Consider the following 17,357-nt stretch of genomic DNA (forward strand, 5'->3'; position numbering starts at 1 on the left):
CTGTCCGTGAAAACGCTCGACCCAGAGTGAAGATGATGGATTTCATGTGCAGCTTAGTCTCCTTCAGCGTCCGAGATATCGTTCCTGCAGGTGGGTGCGGAAGACCTCCGCGGTGAGCGGTCGGCTGGTTGCGACGACGAGAATCAACAAGCATTTTGGTACATACGACTGGCTAGGGCTGCATGCACATAGGCATGCACAAATCTGCGATTGCGACTCGCTTCAGTCGAAGGTGTCTAACTGATGACAGCTTCAGCCTCGACCTCAATCGCGTACTCCCCAACCAGGCGCGAGATCTCAAGCAGTGTATTTGCAGGTCTCACGGCTCCGAAGTACCGACCATGCACTCGGGAAACTGCCTCCCAGTCGTTTGCATTGCTGAGATAGACACGCGTTCGGACAGTGTCTGCAAGCGTTCCGCCCAGAGAGGCGATGCTCGCTGTGATCTTATCCAGGATGTAAACCGCCTGCCCTTCGGCATCGCCTGGGCAAATGATTTCACCTGTGCCGTGGGTGGCCGTGGTTCCGCTAACAAGGATGCGATTGCCAATCCGCACTGCACGGCTGTACCCACAGATGGGCTCCCAGACGCTGCCGGAGTCAATGCGTAGGCGGTCCGGGCGCCCATCGATCGGGACTGCCTCGAACACCGGTGGAAAGCTCTCGAGGTGATCGCTGAGATCGCCGGACGCCGTGAGAAAAGGTGGGCGACGATACTCGTCCCCGCAATCACCAGGGATGCGCCGAGCAGAAACCAAAGCCTCGTCGATCCGCTGTTTGTCATCCTCGTCCAACGAGAACGAAAACAGGGTTGCATTGTCCGCCCGATGCTCGCGCTCTCCCAGCCGAGCCCCAACGATGACAGCCGCAACGGCCGGCTGTTCGAGCACCCAGCGTGTGGCTACATTGGCAACGGACACACCGTGCTTGTGAGCAACCTCGTGCAAGGCCGCCAGAATTTTCTGGAGAGCCGACCACCCTCCGATGGTGTCGATGAAGCGCTTGTACTTCGACTTACTCCAATCCTCAATGGACGTTGGCTCGGGCGCACCCACCCAGCGGTCCGTCAAGAAGCCGCCCCCGAGTGTACCGTAGGCCAGCAGGCGCACGCCGGCGGCGAGACAGAAAGTGCTCATGTGCTCCGCAGCGCGGCGGTCGAGAAGGGAGAAGGAGACCTGGTTCGATACGATCGGGAAGCCGTGCTTCACCAGCAGGCGCAGGTGGTCGGTATTGAAATTCGTCACGCCGAGATGGCGGATGCGCCCGTCCTGCTGCAGCGCAACAAGCTCCTTCATGGCATCAATGTAGCCGGGATGCTCGAACATCCACCAATGGAATTGCAAAAGGTCAATGGACTCGACACCAAGGCGCTTGAGGCGCTGGGCGATACCAGCCTGCACGACGTCTGCGGTCATCGGCCCAGGCGTCGGACACCACTTGGTGAAAGCCGCCGGACGCTGCTTCTCGGCCCCAGTCTGCATGCTTAAAAAACGACCGGTGATCAGCTCCGCACTGCCGTAGTGGTCGGCCATATCGAAGCTGTCAAAGCCGTCGCGGGCATAGTCGGCCATGGCGGCGGCTGCCGCGTCGCGATCCAAGGAGCGGCCATCCCGCTCCATATCGGCCACTTGCCAAAGGCCGGTGACCACACGGCTGATCTCAAGCCCGGGTGCGAGCAGTATCCGATCGGGGGGAATGGACATGGAAATCTCCGGCAAAAGGCGAAGGCTCCGCGCCGGGCGCGGAGCCTGTGTCACCGACAGAGCAGGTTCTAGCGCGATGGGATCTTAGCCTTGATGGCATTGACCTCATCGACGCCCATCTGGCCGACCGTGGTGATCTCACCGTTCTGAATTCGCCAGAGTCGGAAGGGGCCGGTGATATCGCCATATTGGTCGAAGCTCACAGGGCCAATAACACCCTCGTAGCGCACCGGTTTGCCGTCCTTGATGAGTTGGAGCGCCTTCTTGAAGCCCTCCGGACCGGCATAGATCACTTCGCCGTCACTCCCGGTGACTTTACGAATGGCGTCGCGAATCGCTGCCGCCTCAAACTTGCCGGCCTGAGCCACCGCAAGGCCAAGGATAGCGGCCGCGTCATAAGCCCTGTCAGCGGCTGGGGCATTGGCATCAAAGCCGCCGGACATTGCCGGATAGGCCTTCACGAAATGCTCGGTCGAGGGCGTCTTGGTGGTGCCCGATGAGGTCCCAAAGGCATCGTTCAGGTAACGTGGCCCGACGTCGCGGATGAAGTCCGCGCTGTTCATGCCGTCGTTCAGGAGAAACTTGGCGGCGCCGCCCTGCGAGATCCAGGTGCGTGCGATCGCTGTGCCGTCGCCCGGATAGGAGACGAGGTAAAGGGCTGGTGGATCTCCCTCAAGTCCACGCGTGACCTCCGGTGCATAGGAGGCTTGACCTTGGTTATACGGCGTTGTGGAGGTAATTTGGCCCCCGAGCGCTTTGTAGGCACGCTTGAACTCTGCCACCATGTTCACGCCGAAGTCGTTGTTGACGTGAATGACCGCAATTTTCTTCAGGCCTTGATCCATCGCGTATTTTGCAGCCGCTGTGCCTTGGAGCGCGTCCGAGGTGATGGTGCGGAAGAAAATACCGTTGGTCTTTCCCTCCTGTGCAGTACGGGTGAGCGTCGGCGACGAGGAAGCCGGCGAGATCTGAACGACGTTCGCCGGCGCTGTCACTGAGGTCAGAATGGGAAGCGATACGGAGGAGATTATGCCGCCGATGATCGCCGGCACACGCTTGAGGTCAACGAGTTGCCGGGCTTGGTCGACTGCGACGGAGCCCTGACTCTGCGAGTCCCTCAGGTCCGCTGCGAGCTGGCAGCCGGCGGCACCGCCCGCCTCATTGATCTCCTTAAAGGCAAGCTCGATGGATTTGGCCGCAGCCTGGCCGAAGCGCCCGGCCGGACCGGTCAGCTCCACGACAACACCAACCGTGTGCGTGCAGGGCTGCCGTGCAGATACTGGCAGTGGCGCGAGAGCAATCGCGAGGCTGGCGGCTGAAACAATGGATGTAAAGCGCACGGTGAACACACTCCCTTGATCTAGTCCGCCGGAGTGAGCTCTGACGTCACTTGCCGCTCCTGGCCACAAGGCAGTGTTTCGTCTCGGCGGCCTTTTGGCAAGTGTGGCGAGCTGGAATGGTCCTCAAGAGCCCGGACCGATCCAAGTCTCGTGCAGGGCAAGCCAACGCACACGCTGCCCGCCCTCAAGTGAGACTTCAAACAGGGCGGTTGATTGGCGTCGGGTGACAACGTTGCCCACTGTTTGCTCCTCGACATAGCCGAGAAGGACGAGCGGCGGTCGCAAGAGCAGAATCTCGGGCTCGGCAATGGCGATGTGGAACGAGCCCTGGCTTGCCCTGGCTCCGTGGGTTCCCCGCAGCCACCCGATCACATCCGGTCGCTGAAGCCTTTGTCCACTCGGAGACACCATGGTGAACTCCTCGCCGAGAGAGCTCTCCACGCGGGTAAATACCGCGTTTGTGTTCTCGGCCTCTCCGCTGAGCCATGCTTCGAAGAAGGCATGCAGATCGGACACCTCTTGGAGTACGGCCTGGGCGAGGGGGTGGTCGAGGCCCATGAGGGTCACGCTTCGTTGAGGTTGTAATGCATGATACGACCGTGTCGACCCTCCCGATCACGCTCCAGCGTGTAAGTGTCTCCTTCCGGGCCGGCCCTGCGTGCCAGAACGCTGTCGATGGCGGCCCGGTCCTCCTCATCGAGGACAAGCCGAAACACATCGAGATTGTCGGGCAGGTGCTCGGCATAGCGGGCGCCGATGATGGCGCCTGCCACTGCCGGTTGGTCCAAGACCCACCGGGTGGCCACCGCCGTTAGGCTGACCTCGTGCTTGCGCCCGATCTCCCGCAAGGTGACGAGCAGATTCTGGAATAAGGTCCAGCCGCCGAAATCGTCGATGATGAGCTTGTACTTGACCAGCGAACGGTTGGCGAAGGGCTCCTGCGGCTCCGGCGCTCCGAGCCATCGCTCCGAAAGAAAGCCACCCGCTATCGTCCCATAGCACAGAAGCTTCATGTCGTGTTCCTGGCACAGCGCAACAAGGCCGTTCTCCGGCCTCTGATCGAGAAGCGAGTACTGGACCTGCATCGACACGAGCGGCACCCCTGAGTCGAGCAAGGCTCGCGTATGGGGCGTATCAAAGTTCGTGCCGCCGACCTGGTGGATCTTCCCCTCATCCTGGAGTTCCTTGAGGATGAGCGCGGTCTCAACGGCGCCTGGAACGGCGTAGTTCCACCAGTGGAACTGCACCAGATCGAGACGCTCAATCCTGAGCCGCTGCAGCGAGCGGTCGATGATCTCCTGCACATAGGGACGGTCGACGCGGGAGAGGGCGTCCCAGTCCGGCACGAACTTGGTGTGCACCTTGAAATTCTTCAGTGCTTCGGAGCCGCGCTCGGCGAGCATGCGATTGCGAAAACGACCGATCATCTCTTCGACGCCGGTGTAGATGTCGGCGCAGTCGAAGGTCGTGACCCCCGCATCCACGAACGCAGCCATGTCGGCGATCGCCCGCTCGGCCTCAATGGCACCATGCCCGCCGGCGAGCTGCCAGCCCCCGCGCAGCATGCGAGAGATCCGGTAGCCCGGAGCGAGCTCAATGGTTTCGACGGTCATGTCAGGCCTTCATTGGGCAAAGGGATCGCCGTCACCTCCGCGTGGTGAAACACGCGTTTCGCCATCCGGCTGATCCGAAGCCTGCTTGGACAATTGGGGTCCGGGCAGGCGACCTCAGCGTCGGTGGACATCCAGTCGTTCGGATGAGTGACGCGTTGCTTCGCAGGGAGGAGCGGCAAGAGCGCAGCGAGCGAATAGATCGAGAATCCCTGACCTGCGGGTAAGTGAAGCATCTCCCCCTTGAGCTCAAAGTAGTCACCGGGCTTGGCGCCACAATACAGCGTGGCACCCGCTGGGGCGACAACCTCTACCCTCAGGTCGTAGAGCTCGAAGGAATCATCTGCCACGGGACAACGTCCATTGCCTGTTGCACGTGCCCATTCTCATGACGCAAAATCGCCGCCCTCGCAACATGACCCAATCGGGGACTCCGTTCCACTCATGCTGACAGCCCAGTCGATTACCAAGACCTTCGGCGGCAATCGTGCCGTCGATGAGGTGTCCTTCACGATCAAGAAGGGTACGATCACGGGTCTTATTGGGCCGAATGGGGCAGGCAAGACAACCCTCTTCAACTGTCTGGCAGGCCTGTTCCCGCCGACTTCCGGATCTCTCAGTCTCGAGGGGGAGCGGATCGACGGGCTTTCGCCGGATCGGATCTTCGCCAAAGGACTCGCCCGGACGTTTCAGATCCCCAGGCCATTTCCAGAGATGACGGTCCTAGAGAATGTTATGGTGGCGCCATTGCACCAGCGGGGCGAGCGGTTCTGGGCCAATTGGCTCACGCCGGGCCGGGTGGCCGCCGAGGAACGGACACTAGCGGCCGCAGCCCGGCACTGGATCGACTTTGTGGGCCTGTCCCATCTCGCTGATCAACCGGCCCGCGTCCTGTCCGGTGGGCAGCGCAAACTCTTGGAGCTCGCACGGGTTCTTGTGGCCAAGCCGCGCTTGATCCTGCTCGACGAACCGGGAGCTGGGGTCAACCCCGTGCTGTTGGACGCGATCGTCGATCGAATCGTCAGTCTCAACCGACAGGGTGTCACGTTCCTGGTCATCGAGCACAACATGGATCTGGTGATGAACCTGTGCAGTCCCATCATGGTGATGGCGCAGGGGCGCCTTTTGATGGCCGGAACAGCCCAAGAGGTCCGTGACGATCCGAGAGTGGTCGAGGCCTATCTTGGCGGAGCCCCGGCGTGACGGCTCTCCGGGTCGAGGCGCTGGAGGCCGGCTACGAGCCGGGGCTCCCGATCGTGCGGGGCGCGTCACTGTCGGTCGAATCCAACGAGATTGTTGCTGTCCTCGGACCGAATGGAGCCGGAAAGTCGACGCTGATCAAGGCGATCGCCGGGCTCGTACCGATTTCTGCAGGAAAGGTTCTCCTGCACGATCGCGAGATCACCGGACGCGCGGCTCATCGACTGCCGCACGAGGGCCTTGGATTCGTGCCACAGACCGAGAATGTGTTCGTGAACCTCTCAATCGACGACAATCTCGATCTCGCTGCCTCAATCCTGAAGGTGCCGAAGAAGCGGCGGCTCGCTGAACTCTATGCCCTGTTCCCCGACCTTGCGCGTCAGCGACGTCTCCTGGCCGGTCGTCTCTCAGGCGGCCAGCGCCAGATGCTCGCTGTTGCTCGGGCGCTGGTTGGCGAGCCAAAGGTCTTAATGCTGGATGAGCCCTCGGCAGGTCTTTCGCCAAAGCTCGTCGGCATCGTCTTCGAGAAGCTCGTCGAGGTTCGCGCTACCGGTGTCACAATCGTGCTGGTTGAGCAGAACGTAAAAGCGGCCCTTGCCATTGCCGATCGTGCAGCAGTTTTGGTTGAAGGAAGCACCCGGGTTGTTGGCACCGCGCGCGAGCTCGCGAACGATCCGCAGGTCGCTGCGCTTTATCTCGGACACTATCGAGGAGACACCTAGTGTTGCAGCTCATCGCCGACGGCTTCGTCATCGGCTCGGTCATTGCGCTTGGAGCCATCGGCGTGACGCTGGTCTATTCGATCCTGCGCTTTGCGAACTTCGCGCATGGCGAGCTCCTGACCTGGGGCGCCTATCTGGCATGGACAGCGCTCCTCGGCTTTGCTGCTGTCTGGGGACCTATGGAGCCGCTTGGCCCATTCTCGTTCGGCTGGACGCGTCTTGCATCGCTTGGCGTTGCAGCGATCGCCACTGCGGCGCTGGCGCTTTTGGTCGATCTGCTCCTGTTTCGTCAGCTGCGGCGACACGGGAGCGCGATCACGCTGATCATGGCGAGCTTTGGGGCCGCCCTTGTGCTGCGAAACCTGCTTCAGTTCATCTTTGGGGCGGTCCCGGAGTACTACAGTCGTGAGATCCAGGTCGCCATCCGGCTCGTCCCACGGAACGTGCTGGGCGGGTTACGGATCACCCCGGATCAACTTTTTGTTCTTGGTCTGACGGCCGTTTCGGTCGTCGGGCTCCATCTCTTTCTCACGCGCACAACCCTCGGCAAGGCGATGCGGGCAACCTCCATCAACCCGCAACTCGCTCGGGTGACGGGCATCGACGTTGATCGAGTGATCCGCGCCACCTGGATCATCGGAGCCTTTCTTGCAGCTGTGGCGGGTGTGTTCTCAGGCCTAACCGTTCAACTGCGGCCACAACTCGGCCTCGACCTTCTGCTTCCGCTCTTCGCCGCGGCAATCCTTGGTGGAATTGGCAGCGTCTACGGAGCGGTCGCAGGAGGTCTCATCGTCGGACTTGCAGAGAGCCTGTCGGTACCCATTGTAGGGGCTGAATACCGGGCGGCGACCGCCTTCATAGTCCTCATCGCCATTCTGCTCATTCGCCCCACTGGCCTCTTTGGTGAGAGGCCGTGATGCCCGATCTGCTCGGTCTTCTCTCATACGGCACCTTCTTTCTCGTCTTTGTCACGATCTACGGCCTGGTGGTGCTCGGCCTTAATCTCCAGTGGGGCTTTACAGGCCTGTTCAACGTAGGTGTTGCGGGATTTGTTGCGATCGGGGCCTACACGTCGGCTCTCCTCACAGCGCCGGACTACCCAGATCAGATCGGCGGTTTGGGTCTGCCCATCCCCCTCGGTTGGCTCGGAGCGATGGCGACGTCTGGGCTTGCAGCCTTTATCGTCGGGGTGGCGGCACTGCGGCTGCGGCACGACTATTTGGCCATCACCACATTCGGTATTGCTGTGACCCTGCAACTGGTCGCATTGAATGCGCAAGGCTTAACGGGCGGCCCGTTCGGGCTGCAGTTCATTCCAAAGCCATTCGCTGATGTCATCGCAAATAACCTCGCCTGGAATCTGGCTTACCTGGCGATGGCCGCAATGCTGCTTGGTCTCAGCTATGTTGCCCTGGAGCGTCTCGTGCGTAGCCCCTGGGGTCGCGTTTTGCGGGCGATCCGCGAGGACGAGACAGCGGCCGAGTCCTTAGGGAAGCGGGCCTTCCGGTTTCGCCTCCAGGCCTTTGTGATCGGTTGCATGCTCATGGGGCTTGGCGGAGCGCTCTACGCGCACTTTGTTGGCTACATCGCTCCGGAGGATTTTCTGCCGATCCTCACGTTTCAGCTTTGGACGATGCTGATCGTAGGCGGCTCTGGCAACAATCGCGGGGCCATCCTTGGAGCCGTCGTAGTGTGGGCCTTATGGACCCTCTCTGGGAATGTGCTTCGTGAACTCGTCCCGGCCGAGCATCAGGTCAGGACAGCAACCCTGCAAGTTGTTCTCATTGGGCTGCTTCTGATCCTCATTCTTCTGGTGCGACCGCGCGGACTCCTGGGCGAGGAGGCCATCGTTTCACGGCACATGAAGGGGTCAGCCGGCGAAGTGCAGGAGGAATAAGGCTGTCGAGGCTGGTTCTCACGAAGTGCGTGTTGCCTCAGGCAGGCGTTACGCCGAACTGTTTGAAGTGCAGGCATCGGGCTATCAATGAGGGCGCTATAGATTTCTGAACGCCAATTGATCTCTCCCATCATCCGGCGTCGTGTGCCGCGCCAAACATTCAGCCGCACGTCGACTCGCAGGCATGGGAGGGATTCGGGGCATTTTGCTCATAGCTTTCGGAGATCAACTCGTGGGCAGGGCCGCATTTGTGACCTACCATGGCTCGACATGAGTACACAGCGGCGGTACATACGAGCAATTCAAGGGCGCGCTAAGTCTTTGATTTTGCTGAGATACAAGATGCAGAGGTACAATCCTCTCTTGGAACCCGGTTCAATGCCCACAGCTGGGCAGGGCTTTATCCCGGCGTGCGCTCCATGCTCCCCAGGACGTGCACCAGCCGGTCCGCGCAACGCAGTTACGCGTCGCTGGAATCGGCGATCTTCTTCCGTTCGGCGTGATGGGTATCGAGTGTTCCGAACTGGGTCATGACATAGACGAGCACGCTCGACGTCCAGCCGAAGGTGAAAAGCCCTGAGACGGCGATGATGGGCCCCAGCTGCCGCCAGCTCGGCGGCAGCCGGACGGCGCGGCTGTGTTGCACAGATCGGCCGGTGGGCGCACTCAGGCCACCCTACGTCATTGTTTAAGTAATGCGGACGGACTTCGGGCGCCCAAGCTCGCGCATCCGGTTCAAGGTCTGAACTGCAATGGCGGCCTCAGTGGCGCGGCGGGGTTCCGTCCGCGAGCGCAAGGCGTCTCCGATCACTCGTTTAAGCCGGCTGGTGGCAGTCTCCACCAAGGCCCGTCGAGTGTACTGGGACCGCTTCTGCCAACCCATGCGGCCATGCTCGGAAATGCTTTGGAGATGCCGGTCGCGCCGGGTCGGAGTGCTCTCTGCCATGTCGCTCGGCACCGCCGTTGATCGGGGTGGAACGATCACGTCAGCTTCAGGATAGTGCTTGGCGATGGTGTCGTAGATGCCCGCCTGATCGTAGGCTCCGTCACCGATGAGAGACGCGAGTGGAGCCGTGATCTGGTCGAGCAAGGGCTCAACCTGCGAGCCATCATCGACGTCGCTCGTGGTCAATTCGGAGGCGAGGATCTGCCCGGTCGCGGCATCCACCCCGACGTGCAGTTTGCGCCAGGACCGGCGCCTCTGGGTCCCATGCTTCTCGACCAGCCACTCGCCGGGCCCACAGAGCCGCAGGCCCGTGCTGTCCACCAGCAGGTGAACGGGCCCTCTCGAGCTTGGCACCGGCAGCGGCATTCCACCTGAGATCCTGGAGCGTGTGTTCGATCCCTTCTTCAGCACCAAACCAGAGGGCAAGGGCACTGGCCTCGGCCTGTCGATGGTGTACGGCTTCGTCAAGCAGTCCGGTGGGCATATCAAGATCTACAGTGAGGTCGGTCAGGGCACGACGGTGAAGATCTATCTTCCCCGCGTGCACGAACGCGAGGACGTGCTGACCGATATCCGCACCGCGCCGGTGCACGGCGGGACCGAGACTATCCTGGTCGTGGAAGACGACGACGAGGTTCGCGAGACCGCGGTCGCGCTCCTCTCCGATCTCGGCTACCGCGTGCTCAAGGCCCGTGACGCAGCCAGCGCCCTGAATGTGATCGAGAGCGGCATGGAGATCGACCTGCTATTTACCGACGTTGTCATGCCGGGTGCCTTGAGGAGCCCTGAGCTCGCCCGCAAGGCGCGTCTGCGCCTGCCGAATATCGCGGTGCTGTTCACGTCGGGCTACACTGAGAACGCGATCGTGCACGGCGGTCGTCTTGATGCCGGAGTGGAGCTGTTGCCGAAGCCCTACTCCCGTGAGGACTTGGCCCGGAAGATCCGTTATGTGCTCGCCAACCAGCAACAACGCAACCAGGCCGCGGCCTTGCTGGCACCTTCACCTTCGACACTCGCCGAGGTGTCCGCTGTGAAAGCTGCGAAGGTGGTGACCCGGACCGTTCTGCTTGTTGAGGACGATGATCTGATCCGCAGCAGCACGGCCGAGATGCTGGCTGAACTCGGACACGCGGTCATTCAGGCCGCAGACGGGGCGTCGGCCCTGCAAGCGCTCGAAGCCGAACCCGTCGACGTCTTGGTGGCCGATATCGGGCTTCCTGACCTGTCGGGCGACGAACTGGCCCGGCGTGCGCTGAAGATCCGCCCCGGCCTGGGTGTGGTCTTTGCGACGGGCGACAGCGCCATATCGGCCGAGCCCAGGCTGGAAACCGCTGTGCTGCTGGTGAAGCCCTATAACGGCATTGATCTGGCCCGCGCCCTGGCTTCATTAGCCTCCGCCCCGGAATTGGACGCGGCAGAGTAATGATGCACTTCCGGAGTACACTCCTGACTATGTTGCTGATCACTGGTGTGACCGCGGTCATGTTCTCTACGTCCTGGAAGGTGAGCTCGACACCGAATTGCGCGATGGGCGCACCTTCAAGCTCAAATCGGGGATGAGATATCAGGTGTCCGATCACGGCGATGCATCTCATCGCTCTTCAACGACCACAGGCGCGAAACTGTTTATCGTGGGATCTGTTGCAGCTTTGAAGCTTCGCCCACCCCAGCCATGAAGTGAGGGTGGTAAGAAGGGCTAGCAGTGAAGCAAAATAACAAGAACGTGTTCAAAGGTCGGCAATTCGCGGCGGAAATCATCCTGTGGGTCTGGACTTCAACCGAGGCGCCTGCGGAGTGGGCGAACACAGCGCAAAGGAGGGCTCGCCATAGGGCCAAGCGTCGGCCCAGCCTATCAGAAGCGGATCCAGCCACCTGGCAGATACGGCACCTACCGTGCTCAGGGTCAGATCATAATCCATGCTACGGTCGGTGCATCTTTAGCGAATGACAATCGTCAGTTGAGTTTTACTGAGTCTGGCATTAGCTGATGCCATGCACCTGCAGAAACTGGGTGCAACCGAAAGGATCGCCTGTGCTCGAGAAGAAAGACAGCTACACCCCTGCGGAAGCCACGCGGGCTTACGACCAGCTTGATCAACTTGTTGCCGCTAAGGCTATGAGTTCGCGACAGGCAGGTGGGCACCGCAGGCATATCAGCAGCCGGGTTCGCGTCACATTGAAGCCCTCCTACTCGGCGCAGGCCGCACGCCGCGCCAAGTCTGAGATTGCGAAGCTCACCGAAGCAGGCACGATCACCATCAAGTCAGCAGCGGCCTATCGGGCGCATATCACCAAGCGCACTCAGACAGCATGATCGGCAATCCACCAGCCGGTTCTTCTGACTTGCCTTGACCTTTGCAGCGCAACTGCATGAAGCCCCATTATCGGTTTCCTTGTGAAACATCCCTTACCCAATATGCCGGTGCCCGGAACACCTGATGATCTGCAGCGGAGCTCGTGGAAACAGAAGCCCCCGGAGAGCACCTTGCGCTCTCCGGGGGCACGGTGTGGAGGTGAGCTGAGACCGGAAGGCTGCACCGACTGCTAGAGGCTGAGACGATGCTCGTTCGCGTGTGCCAGTCCGGTTGGCTGCCAGTCTCAGTCCTCGTCCGCTCCACCCGTTTCGATGAGGATCTCGCGCTTGCCCGCGTGGTTGGCGGGGCCGACGATGCCCTCCTTCTCCATCCGCTCCACGAGCGAGGCGGCCCGGTTGTAGCCGATCTGCAGCCGGCGCTGGATGTACGACGTCGAAGCCTTCTTGTGCCGCAGCACGATCGAGACGGCCTGGTCGAACAGCTCACCCGATCCCAGACCCATCTCGCCCTCATCGAAGACCGGCGTCTCTTCGGGCTCCTCTTGCTCCTCGTCCTCGGCCGTGACTGCCTCCACGTAAACGGGCTTGGCCTGACGTTTCAGGTGCGCCACCACCTTCTCCACCTCCACGTCTGAGACGAAGGGTCCGTGCACGCGAGCGATGCGTCCGCCTCCTTGCATGTGGAGCATGTCGCCTTGCCCTAAGAGCTGCTCGGCGCCCATCTCGCCCAGGATCGTGCGGCTGTCGATCTTCGAGGTGACCTGGAACGAGATCCGGGTCGGGAAGTTCGCCTTGATCGTACCGGTGATCACGTCCACCGACGGGCGCTGGGTCGCCAGGATCACGTGGATGCCGGCCGCGCGCGCCATCTGGGCCAGGCGCTGGATCGCGCCCTCGATCTCCTTGCCGGCCACCATCATCAGGTCGGCCATCTCGTCGACGATCACCACGATGTAGGGCAGCGATGTAAGGTCCATGACCTCTTCGGTATACGCCAGCTCCCCCGTGGCCTTGTCGAAACCCGTCTGGACCGTTCGCGTAATGACTTCACCCTTTGCTTTTGCCTCTGACACACGCGCATTGAAGCCGTCGATGTTGCGCACGCCCAACTTCGCCATCTTCTTATAGCGGTCCTCCATCTCGCGTACCGCCCAGCGCAAGGCGATAATCGCCTTCTTTGGGTCGGTCACCACTGGGGTGAGCAGATGCGGGATGCCGTCATAGACCGAGAGCTCCAGCATCTTTGGGTCGACCATGATCAGGCGGCATTCTTCCGGCGTGAACCGATACAGCAGGGACAGGATCATGGTGTTGATCGCCACCGACTTGCCCGACCCGGTGGTGCCGGCGACCAAGAGGTGCGGCATGCGGGCGAGGTCCGTGATGACGGCTTCGCCGCCGATGGTCTTGCCCAGGCAGAGAGGCAGCTTGTGTTTCGAGACCTCGCAATCTTCTGAGGCAAGCAGCTCGCGCAGGTACACCGTCTCGCGGGTCTCGTTCGGCAGCTCGATGCCGATGGCGTTGCGGCCTGGGATCACCGCCACGCGGGCCGAGACGGCGCTCATCGAGCGCGCGATGTCCTCCGACAGAGCAATGACGCGAGATGACTTGATGCCGGGTGCGGGCTCGAATTCGTACAGCGTGACCACCGGGCCGGGATGGACGTGGATGACCTCGCCTTTGACGCCGAAGTCGCGGATCACCTTCTCCAGTCGTCCCGCCGTCTCTTCCAGGATGTCCTCGGTCAGCTCCGGTCCTTGGCGTTCCGGCGGCTCGGCCAGCAACGCAATGTCCGGCTTCTGATACGACCAGTTCTCTGTTGCAGCAGGGCGGGCGATCGGATCCCCCCAGGTCGACGGAGCGACTTTGGGAAGATCCACGATCGGGCCGGCTGCCTGAGGCGGTTGAATCAGGGCAAACTCTGCCTGGCCCGGCGCTGTCACAGCGTCGGGCACGGGCACGTTCTCAATTCGCTCCGGAACCGGGACGGGCGCCGGGTCAGAGACAGAGACAGGGACAGGGTCGACCAACGGTTCAGGCTGGGGCTGAAGGGCAACCTTCTCTATCTGCGGTTTCTTGCTCACCGTCGGCAGGAGATCCTCGTAGAGAGCGAGGTATCCGAGATCGACCTCCTCCCCGAAAGGATCCGACACGCTGGTCCCCGCAACCGCAGGGGTCGCTTCCCCTTCCGCAACGGCGGCGATCCCGGTCTCGACGGCCGCTTCCTGGGGATGCTCGGAGGGCAGCGCCGCTGCTATGCCGGCGCCATCCTCCGCTTCGGAAGCCCCATCCGGATCGGCTTGGCCTTTGTCGGTGACCTCGGCGACCACGTTGGGGGCCTCCAGCATCTGCCCGTCGGCAGGGACGGCCGACAAGGCGTCCAAATCCCGTGCCGGACGGACGCCGGTTATCCCATATGAAAGGCTCTGCCACGAGAACGAAACCGCCGCGGACGTCAAGCTGAAGGGCGTGGCGGCCAGCTCCAGCTGGGAGCCCAGGTGTTGTTTCTGATGAGGCGCCCCATCCGCGGCAGGAGCCTGCTGTGGCAACGGAAGCCGTGTCGCCGTCTCGATCGTCCGGCGCGCGGAACCAGCTGCCTCTCCGCGGCCTGCTGCGTCAGCCAGGGCAGCTTCCCTGTCAGCGAGAGATGCCAGTCGTTCTGATACCGGATCCTCGGACGCCAACGCCGACCGCAATTCCGCGATCTGGCTTCTGATCGCCGGCTCGGGAGCCCCGATAATCTCCGCACCGATGGCGGAGCGGACGTGCTCACCAGTCGGGTTGACAGCGGGAGCTGGGTGCTCCGGCTCCGTGGACGGGGGTCCCCCATGGCCGTTGCGGGCCCGAATGACCTTATCCGGCGTGCGCGTGGCCTTCACGCCCTCGGCAAGAACGAAAGCCTGTCGCCACGGTGGCTCGTCACCTTCCGGAATCGGACCGGCTTCAGCATCCCTTCGACCTTGCCGCAGTCGCACGATGTTGGTCATCCCCGGGGCATCCTCCTCTCCGGGCAGAGGTGGCGGGGCGAAGGGGGGCTTACGGGTCGAATGCATGATCTCGAACGCTACTGAGAGGTGACCAGCCGTGATGATTCCGGCATTGGCATGACTCTGCGGGCAAACCCTAAACAGAGGGTTAGGCTCTTTGGTTACTTCATGGAATAGCCACGCTTGACCCGCTTAGTTCGTTCCTGCGGCGTCAGCTCCACAGAGCCGCACGCGCCCCGGCTGAGGGTCCATGAACCCGATCTCCTCAGTCGGGGCGTTCGGTTTTCGGGCTACTCCACATGCCGAGAGCGGCTCATCTGAGACATTATTCTCCACCTTCTGGGACGTCGAGGGTCAGTTGGAACGGTCTATCCTTTGACTCGTGGCTTACATGTGCCCCCACGGTGGCCACCAGCGCCCCGGCTGAAGGTTTGGTAGTGCGACCCTCAGCTGGGGTGCCCCATTCAAGTATACCGAATGTTTACTCTGTCACCTCAGGATGCTTTCACCGGGCCTGACGCGAAACATCTCGATCCGGTGCGGAGCTCTACCCTCCGCTAAACGCCTTGGTTGAGGTATGACAGCGCCTCAGCCGGGGCGTTTTTCTTCAGGTTTTGTCTAGCCACTCGTGCGCCACGCTGCCGCCCCTGCTTGAGCCGCTTGTGTCCTTCAACCAATCAGCTCAGTCGGTGATGTCACGTTAACTCGGGGATGAGGGCGAGCTGTGTAGACGGGCCGGCATGAGCAAGTCTGTCAGCTACAAACGCCATCGCTTTCCGCCTGAGATCATCGCCCATGCGGTCTGGTTGTACTTCCGGTTTCCTCTGAGCCTGCGATTGGTCGAGGAGATGTTGCTCGAGCGCGGCGTCGTTATCTCGTACGAGACCATCCGCCGCTGGGCGCTGAAGTTCGGGCCGGCGTACGCTCGCCGCCTCAGGCGCAAGACGCCAAGCCGTCGCGACGTGTGGCACTTGGATGAGGTTGTGATTACGATCTCTGGCCAGAAGCACTGGTTGTGTCGGGCGGTGGATTAGGATGGCTATGTGCTCGATGAGGTTATCCAGACCCGCCGTGACACCAAGGCGGCCAAACGCTTGCTGAGGCGTCTTTTGCGCAAGCAGGGCTGCCCACCCCGGCGGATGATCACCGACAAGCTCGGCTCTTATGCTGCCGCCCAGCGTCAGATCATGCCAGATGTCGAGCACCGCTCCCACAAAGGGGTCAACAATCGGGCAGAAAATTCGCATCTTCCGTTCCGCCAACGAGAGCGGGTGATGCAAGGCTTTCGATCGCCCAGGTACCTGCAGCGGTTCGTGAATGTCTTCTCGGCCGTCCGCAATCTTTTCGTTCCACCCCGCTCCCACCGCTCCGCCTCTGCCACCCATCGCCACCGCCTCAACGCCATGGCGGAATGGAAGTCTGCGGCCAGCGTCGCCGCTTGAAGCTGTCATGCGGCCGAATTTGTCTCAATGCGCCCGATGCTGGTTAACGTGACAACACCGTTTTGAGGCCATAGAGAAAGATGAACGCTTCGACAGGTCGACATTCAGAGCGGGTTCACTCCCTAGGGCGCAATCTCAGTGCGTCGCCTCGGGAGGTAACATGTTGAAGAAAGTGGTCTTAGCTTTTGCGCTCGCCGCCGCTGGATTGGCATCCCAGTCGGCATCGGGGAGCCCGTTAACAAGCCCTGCAGTGATCGCCGACGCTCGGGGCGTTTCGCTGCAGCACATCCAGTACTACGATCCGCCGCGCTATGAGCGCCGATATGCAGGCCCGCCACGGCGCTACTTTGATCGCCCTTACTGGCGTCGCGGCGATGGTCCGCCGCCATGGGCACGTCCGTGGTGGCGCCGCGATCATGAGCGTCCATACTGGGAGCAGCGCGAGTACTACGGTCGTCGCGGGTAAGAAAGGTACAGAAACCATAAAAAGCCCCGCGCGACCATTTTGCCGGGGCGATTTTGTGTAGGCTTCGCACGCCATTCGGGCGCTTCGGAGCGGTTTGAGCCTCGCATAGCTCCGTCAACTTAACGGAGTAGAGGTCATTTTTCGCTCCTCTCAGCTATTGCGCAACGGGTCTAGGCTATCGAAAATGCGTGGCCCGCTCGAGACCTAAACACCGGCAAGAGCAAGTAAAAGCGTTAAGTTGGCGGTATTTCACGAAAAAACCCTGCCCGTTGCGGGGCAGGGTTGAGTTCTCCTCGCCTTCGGAAGGCTCCGAAAACGCAGCCAGTAGGGCATGCCGCCGCGCTTGAGTCAAATTCAGTTGTGTATTCGCGGAAATATAGGCATGTTTTCATGTCAGTAATGCTGACACAAAAAGCGTAAAGCTGCGCAGTGTTGCATGTTTGCTATAGCCCATCTTGGCTATAGCTTCATACTCTTCCTTGTGACTCCTCGCACAAGGTGAACACTCATGAAAACTCGTATTCTAGTGGTTTCCGCCTAACAAAAGAGTCCGCGTGAGGATTCCCCCTGGCTTGTGCGTATGCGAGGCTGCAGCATGCGCATTGGTATCTCCATCACCCTTAACTCCTCAGACAGGCAGCGCCTTGAGGCTGTTATCAGCAACCGGAACACGGCCCAGAAGCATGTCTGGCGGGCCGCCATCGTGCTGCTGAGCGCCGATGGTGTCGGC

Annotated in this window: 14 protein-coding genes and 4 pseudogenes; 10 read left to right on the top strand and 8 right to left on the bottom strand. The window is 61.3% G+C overall.

What is annotated here, in order from left to right:
• Positions 1 to 236: 236 nt before the first annotated feature.
• The 5 genes from FS320_RS24790 to FS320_RS24810 form a co-directional block, all read right to left on the bottom strand.
• Positions 237 to 1,703, bottom strand: a complete 1,467-nt coding sequence (locus tag FS320_RS24790; RefSeq protein ID WP_152714584.1) for an aldo/keto reductase — start codon at positions 1,701 to 1,703, stop codon at positions 237 to 239.
• Positions 1,704 to 1,771: 68 nt separating this feature from the next.
• Positions 1,772 to 3,043 carry an ABC transporter substrate-binding protein gene (locus tag FS320_RS24795; protein WP_162003216.1) on the bottom strand — a complete coding sequence of 424 codons (1,272 nt, stop codon included), beginning with the start codon at positions 3,041 to 3,043 and terminating at the stop codon, positions 1,772 to 1,774.
• A 123-nt stretch (positions 3,044 to 3,166) separates the two neighbouring features.
• Positions 3,167 to 3,601 (bottom strand): hypothetical protein, encoded by a 435-nt coding sequence (locus FS320_RS24800; protein WP_152714586.1) that lies wholly within the window; start codon positions 3,599 to 3,601, stop codon positions 3,167 to 3,169.
• A gap of 5 nt (positions 3,602 to 3,606) precedes the next feature.
• Entirely contained in the window at positions 3,607 to 4,656 is a 1,050-nt protein-coding gene (locus FS320_RS24805; RefSeq protein WP_152714587.1) for an aldo/keto reductase, read from the bottom strand.
• On the bottom strand, positions 4,653 to 5,003 hold the full coding sequence (locus FS320_RS24810) for a TIGR04076 family protein (protein ID WP_162003217.1): 351 nt from the start codon (positions 5,001 to 5,003) through the stop codon (positions 4,653 to 4,655). Before FS320_RS24810 ends, FS320_RS24805 begins: the two co-directional genes overlap by 4 nt.
• A 94-nt stretch (positions 5,004 to 5,097) precedes the next feature.
• Between FS320_RS24810 and FS320_RS24815 the strand changes: the two genes are divergently transcribed.
• Genes FS320_RS24815 through FS320_RS24830 form a run of 4 tightly spaced genes read left to right on the top strand, consistent with a single transcriptional unit; the run spans position 5,098 to position 8,472 of the window.
• The gene (locus tag FS320_RS24815; protein WP_152714588.1) at positions 5,098 to 5,856 is read left to right on the top strand and encodes an ABC transporter ATP-binding protein; all 759 of its coding nucleotides are present in this window, start codon (positions 5,098 to 5,100) and stop codon (positions 5,854 to 5,856) included.
• Positions 5,853 to 6,575, top strand: a complete 723-nt coding sequence (locus tag FS320_RS24820) for an ATP-binding cassette domain-containing protein (RefSeq protein ID WP_162003218.1) — start codon at positions 5,853 to 5,855, stop codon at positions 6,573 to 6,575. The genes FS320_RS24815 and FS320_RS24820 overlap by 4 nt, the downstream gene beginning before the upstream one ends.
• Positions 6,575 to 7,492: an ABC transporter permease subunit gene (locus FS320_RS24825; RefSeq protein WP_162003219.1), complete on the top strand. Its 918-nt coding sequence runs from the start codon at positions 6,575 to 6,577 to the stop codon at positions 7,490 to 7,492. The genes FS320_RS24820 and FS320_RS24825 overlap by 1 nt, the downstream gene beginning before the upstream one ends.
• A complete protein-coding gene (locus FS320_RS24830; protein WP_152714589.1) occupies positions 7,492 to 8,472 on the top strand; it encodes a branched-chain amino acid ABC transporter permease in 981 nt (326 codons plus the stop codon). The genes FS320_RS24825 and FS320_RS24830 overlap by 1 nt, the downstream gene beginning before the upstream one ends.
• A gap of 460 nt (positions 8,473 to 8,932) precedes the next feature.
• Here the strand turns inward: FS320_RS24830 and FS320_RS24835 are convergent, their stop codons facing one another.
• Both FS320_RS24835 and FS320_RS24840 read right to left on the bottom strand, forming a co-directional pair.
• Positions 8,933 to 9,118, bottom strand: coding sequence for a hypothetical protein (locus tag FS320_RS24835; RefSeq protein ID WP_152714590.1), 186 nt, complete (start codon positions 9,116 to 9,118; stop codon positions 8,933 to 8,935).
• Positions 9,119 to 9,160: 42 nt separating this feature from the next.
• The gene (locus FS320_RS24840; RefSeq protein WP_244627346.1) at positions 9,161 to 9,784 is read right to left on the bottom strand and encodes an IS5 family transposase; all 624 of its coding nucleotides are present in this window, start codon (positions 9,782 to 9,784) and stop codon (positions 9,161 to 9,163) included.
• Between FS320_RS24840 and FS320_RS24845 the strand changes: the two are divergent.
• The 3 genes and pseudogenes from FS320_RS24845 to FS320_RS24855 all read left to right on the top strand — a co-directional run.
• Positions 9,771 to 10,841 (top strand): annotated as a pseudogene (locus tag FS320_RS24845) (response regulator); the annotation flags it as partial. The gene FS320_RS24840 and the pseudogene FS320_RS24845 overlap by 14 nt on opposite strands.
• A 13-nt stretch (positions 10,842 to 10,854) precedes the next feature.
• Positions 10,855 to 11,094, top strand: a pseudogene (locus FS320_RS24850) (DHCW motif cupin fold protein); the annotation flags it as partial.
• A 356-nt stretch (positions 11,095 to 11,450) separates the two neighbouring features.
• The gene (locus tag FS320_RS24855) at positions 11,451 to 11,732 is read left to right on the top strand and encodes a hypothetical protein (protein ID WP_152714591.1); all 282 of its coding nucleotides are present in this window, start codon (positions 11,451 to 11,453) and stop codon (positions 11,730 to 11,732) included.
• A 284-nt stretch (positions 11,733 to 12,016) separates the two neighbouring features.
• On the opposite strand, the gene FS320_RS24860 is transcribed toward FS320_RS24855, so the two are convergent.
• Entirely contained in the window at positions 12,017 to 14,719 is a 2,703-nt protein-coding gene (locus FS320_RS24860) for a DNA translocase FtsK (protein WP_162866302.1), read from the bottom strand.
• A 740-nt stretch (positions 14,720 to 15,459) separates the two neighbouring features.
• Here FS320_RS24860 and FS320_RS24865 point away from each other — a divergent pair.
• The 3 genes and pseudogenes from FS320_RS24865 to FS320_RS48260 all read left to right on the top strand — a co-directional run.
• A pseudogene (locus FS320_RS24865) lies at positions 15,460 to 16,161 on the top strand (IS6 family transposase).
• Between the two features lie 160 nt (positions 16,162 to 16,321).
• Positions 16,322 to 16,627, top strand: a complete 306-nt coding sequence (locus FS320_RS24870; RefSeq protein ID WP_152714592.1) for a hypothetical protein — start codon at positions 16,322 to 16,324, stop codon at positions 16,625 to 16,627.
• 595 nt (positions 16,628 to 17,222) lie between these two features.
• Positions 17,223 to 17,357, top strand: a pseudogene (locus tag FS320_RS48260) (IS630 family transposase); the annotation flags it as partial.

Origin of the sequence: Microvirga tunisiensis (genome assembly GCF_009296175.1) — a bacterium.
Taxonomy (GTDB): Bacteria; Pseudomonadota; Alphaproteobacteria; order Rhizobiales; family Beijerinckiaceae; genus Microvirga; species Microvirga tunisiensis.

What these genes read in the sequence shown, in the direction of transcription:
- FS320_RS24790 (WP_152714584.1), bottom strand. Translation starts at nt 1,703, where the DNA reads ATGTCCATTCCCCCCGATCGGATACTGCTCGCACCCGGGCTTGAGATC.
- FS320_RS24800 (WP_152714586.1), bottom strand. Translation starts at nt 3,601, where the DNA reads ATGGGCCTCGACCACCCCCTCGCCCAGGCCGTACTCCAAGAGGTGTCC.
- FS320_RS24805 (WP_152714587.1), bottom strand. Translation starts at nt 4,656, where the DNA reads ATGACCGTCGAAACCATTGAGCTCGCTCCGGGCTACCGGATCTCTCGC.
- FS320_RS24815 (WP_152714588.1), top strand. Translation starts at nt 5,098, where the DNA reads ATGCTGACAGCCCAGTCGATTACCAAGACCTTCGGCGGCAATCGTGCC.
- FS320_RS24830 (WP_152714589.1), top strand. Translation starts at nt 7,492, where the DNA reads ATGCCCGATCTGCTCGGTCTTCTCTCATACGGCACCTTCTTTCTCGTC.
- FS320_RS24840 (WP_244627346.1), bottom strand. Translation starts at nt 9,784, where the DNA reads ATGCCGCTGCCGGTGCCAAGCTCGAGAGGGCCCGTTCACCTGCTGGTG.
- FS320_RS24860 (WP_162866302.1), bottom strand. Translation starts at nt 14,719, where the DNA reads ATGACCAACATCGTGCGACTGCGGCAAGGTCGAAGGGATGCTGAAGCC.
- FS320_RS24870 (WP_152714592.1), top strand. Translation starts at nt 16,322, where the DNA reads ATGTTGAAGAAAGTGGTCTTAGCTTTTGCGCTCGCCGCCGCTGGATTG.